Source organism: Loigolactobacillus backii (genome assembly GCF_003946275.1).
GTDB classification, from domain to species: Bacteria; Bacillota; Bacilli; order Lactobacillales; family Lactobacillaceae; genus Loigolactobacillus; species Loigolactobacillus backii.
In genome coordinates, this window is sequence record NZ_RHNQ01000115.1 from 1 (window position 1) to 3,282 (window position 3,282).

Here is a 3,282-nt window from a genome sequence, read left to right on the forward strand (position 1 = left end):
GTCAGTCAACGGTAAATCGAATTAAAGGGACTTACTGCTTTAGCAGTTAGTCCCTTTTTGAGGCTTTAAGGAGTTGATTGACTTACTAGACCAAGACACTTTTGCGCATGCAAAGAAAAGCAACCCTGCTTTTTTTGCCTGCCTCACGGCGAGTGCGGGGTGAGTTTGAGCGGGGGCTCCCGCTCATTTAGGCGGTCAAGCTGGCACAGCTTGGACTGGGTTCGGGGCGTCAGCGCCCGAGGGCTTAGAAACTGGTCGATTTTGACCAGTTTCTTCTTATCTTGATACTATTAGAAACAACGGACTTTTCAAAATGTGTAACAAAACGTTGACATGATTGTCTTTAGGCGTATTATGGTGGTATAAAATGAATATAAAAAAACCCACGTGAGCTTCGAAAGTTTGGCGACCTCGAACACGTGAGCTAATCTTGTAAAATCGTATTTTTATTTACTAGACATAGTTTAAGGCTTGGGTAGTTGACCGTCAAGGCTTCTGGCTGATTTTAGTAAAGTAATACATAGCAGATTAACTCTTCTCACGTGGCCAGATGAGAGGAGTTTTATTTTGACTGATAGAAAAGTTTTAGTTGATAAATCTCGGTCAGGGAAAGTTCGTCCGTGGCGAGAGCGTAAGCTAGAGAATTTGCAGTATGGTGATTACTTGCAGATGTTGCATTATAAGAAAGCTCATCGAGTTAGGGAATGTGGCGAAGTTTTACGTTTCGTGGAAGATAAACAGGGACATAAAAAATTGGCTCAAACTTGGTTTTGTCATTCTCGTTTGTGTCCGTTATGTAATTGGCGACGGGCAATGAAACAATCTAATCAGTTAATTCAAATTTTGGAGGAAGCAGTTAAACAACGAAAAACTGGTCGGTTCTTATTTCTAACGCTGACGGTTGAGAATACAACTGGTAAGCAATTAAAGAGTGAGCTACGACAAATGGGGCGAGCTGTTCGTGATTTAATGCGTTATAAAAAGCCAGCTAAGAATTTGTTAGGCTATGTGCGTTCGACTGAAGTGACCGTTAATCATGAAGCGGATCAGCCGATGTATCACCATCATATGCATGTTTTATTATTTGTGAAGAGTCTTTATTTTAAAGGATCTGATAATTATATTTCACAGTCAGAATGGACTGGTTATTGGCAACGGGCAATGAAATTGACTTATGTTCCGATTGTGAATGTTGAAGCGGTTAAACCGAATGTGAAACGCCAGAAAAATTCTTTACTGGCTAGTGCCCAAGAAACGGCTAAATATCAGGTGAAATCTAAAGATATTTTGACTAATAATCAAGAACAAGATCTACAAGTGATTGATGATTTGGAACAAGCTTTGGCTGGTTCCCGCCAAATTAGCTATGGCGGTTTGCTGAAAGAAATTCGCAAGCAGTTGCAACTAGAAGATGTTGAAAATGGTGATTTGATTAATACGGATAGTGATGATGAAAAGACTGATCAAGTGGTACGTGAAATTGTTGCTAAGTGGGATTATCAGCGCAAAAATTACTTTATTTGAATAAGTGCTATATTATATATAAAGACAGGAAATCATTTGTCTAGATAGGGGATTCTTTTATGATTTATGCTGATAAGATAAGCTTTAATCGTGGTGATGAGGAACGTTTGGAAACAATTGTCCGAATCAATTTACGTTCGGCCGGTGGTGAAGGTATTTCTGGCTGGTATGCTAAAGAGACTATTAATGATTGGTTGCATGAAAATCTCTATACAATTGTAGTTGATATTGCTCCGAATCCTAAATTAGTACCTGTTGATCACCCTGTTAAGTATGTTCGTTCTACTGAAGACAACACTCAAAAGGATAACTTGCTTAATTTACCTCACTATTACGAACAATAATTTTTATCACTATCTGTTTTTTAATAATCATTGGGAGCTAAAGCGACCTTTGATTATTTTTTTGCCAACGGCAAAAATTGCCTCGCAGAGCCCAAACTTTACAAGGTAAAGTATATTGGGCTATACCTTACATGGAGGTTTTCCGAATTCTGTGCTATGCTCTAACCAAATTTAGCTGTTTGGGAATGGAGTGGTTAGGTGAGTTATTTAGTGGCTAATATGCAGAAATTGAAAGCTGACAATCTGGTTGGTTTGGGTAATCATGATCAACGTCGAACACAACATCATAAAAACGCTGATATTGACGTTAGTCGTTCGGCTTTGAATTACGATTTAGTTGCTGGCAGAACCAGTCATTTTAAAACAGATATTGAAGCCTATGTTAACGAACATAAAACGAGTCAGCGAGCAGTTAGAAAAGATGCGGTCTTGGTCAATGAATGGATTATCTCAAGTGATCGTCATTTCTTTGCCGATTTAACGGCGGCTGATACGCGCAAATATTTTGAAACGGCTAAGGAATATTTTGCCAAAAAGTTTGGTGAAGAAAATATTCGTTATGCAATTGTTCATCTTGATGAGAGCACCCCACATATGCATATGGGGATTGTCCCGTTTGATGATGAACATAAATTGTCTGCTAAACGAGTTTTTAATCGCACAGCTTTGCGAGATATTCAAGATCAATTACCGACTTATTTACAACAGCATGGTTTCAATATTCAACGTGGGGTTCAAGAATCAGAACGTAAAAGTTTAACGGTACCAGAATATAAAGCCATGCGGGAATCTATTAAGCAGGGGCAGCAAAAGTTAGCAGCGGTTGAAAATGAAACTAAACAGCGCCAAGTGAAACTTAAAACGTATCAAGCCACTAAATTTGATGTGAACAGTGTTAAAACGAAGGAATCCCGTTTTCATAAGCGGTATGTGCTGGTTGACCGTTTTGACTTTGATAAACTTAAACAGGGCGCCAGCTTAACGGATACGTATTTTACTGAAACATTGTCCCAAAGGTCTGATATGGATATTCAAAAAGACCAGTTGATCAAAGCTGAAAGTAAGGCTATGGAACTAGACATTGAGAATCGTCGTCTTCAAAAGTTAGTCGGGACGCTACAAGGAATTGTTCGGAGCGTTGACCGCTTCTTACAGCGCAAATTAGGGGTTGGCTTACCAAGTAAGTGGCTAGAACGAGCTGGACTAAAAGAACCGTCTAAAAAAGCCCCTCAGAGGCCACAGGAGCGTTCAGAGGGACAACATGATGAATTAGATGGTCCAAGTCTTTGAATTTGGTCTATGGCTTTAATTTAACCGCTGATGAGTATTGGAGCTGTTTAATGGCCGTCAGTCAACGGTAAATCGAATTAAAGGGACTTACTGCTTTAGCAGTTAGTCCCTTTTTGAGGCTTTA

Annotated in this window: 3 protein-coding genes; all 3 read left to right on the forward strand. The window is 39.4% G+C overall.

The genetic code is table 11. The features are described 5' to 3' along the window. The first annotated feature begins 567 nt into the window (after positions 1-567). The 3 genes from EKM61_RS11650 to mobV all read left to right on the forward strand — a co-directional run bounded on the left by EKM61_RS11650 (position 568) and on the right by mobV (position 3,158). Positions 568-1,524, forward strand: a complete 957-nt coding sequence (locus tag EKM61_RS11650) for a protein rep (protein WP_125636231.1) — start codon at positions 568-570, stop codon at positions 1,522-1,524. A 59-nt stretch (positions 1,525-1,583) separates the two neighbouring features. Next, on the forward strand, positions 1,584-1,868 hold the full coding sequence (locus EKM61_RS11655; protein ID WP_125636233.1) for a DUF3892 domain-containing protein: 285 nt from the start codon (positions 1,584-1,586) through the stop codon (positions 1,866-1,868). A gap of 198 nt (positions 1,869-2,066) precedes the next feature. After that, on the forward strand, positions 2,067-3,158 hold the full coding sequence (gene mobV, locus EKM61_RS11660; RefSeq protein ID WP_125636235.1) for a MobV family relaxase: 1,092 nt from the start codon (positions 2,067-2,069) through the stop codon (positions 3,156-3,158). Positions 3,159-3,282 lie beyond the last annotated feature (124 nt).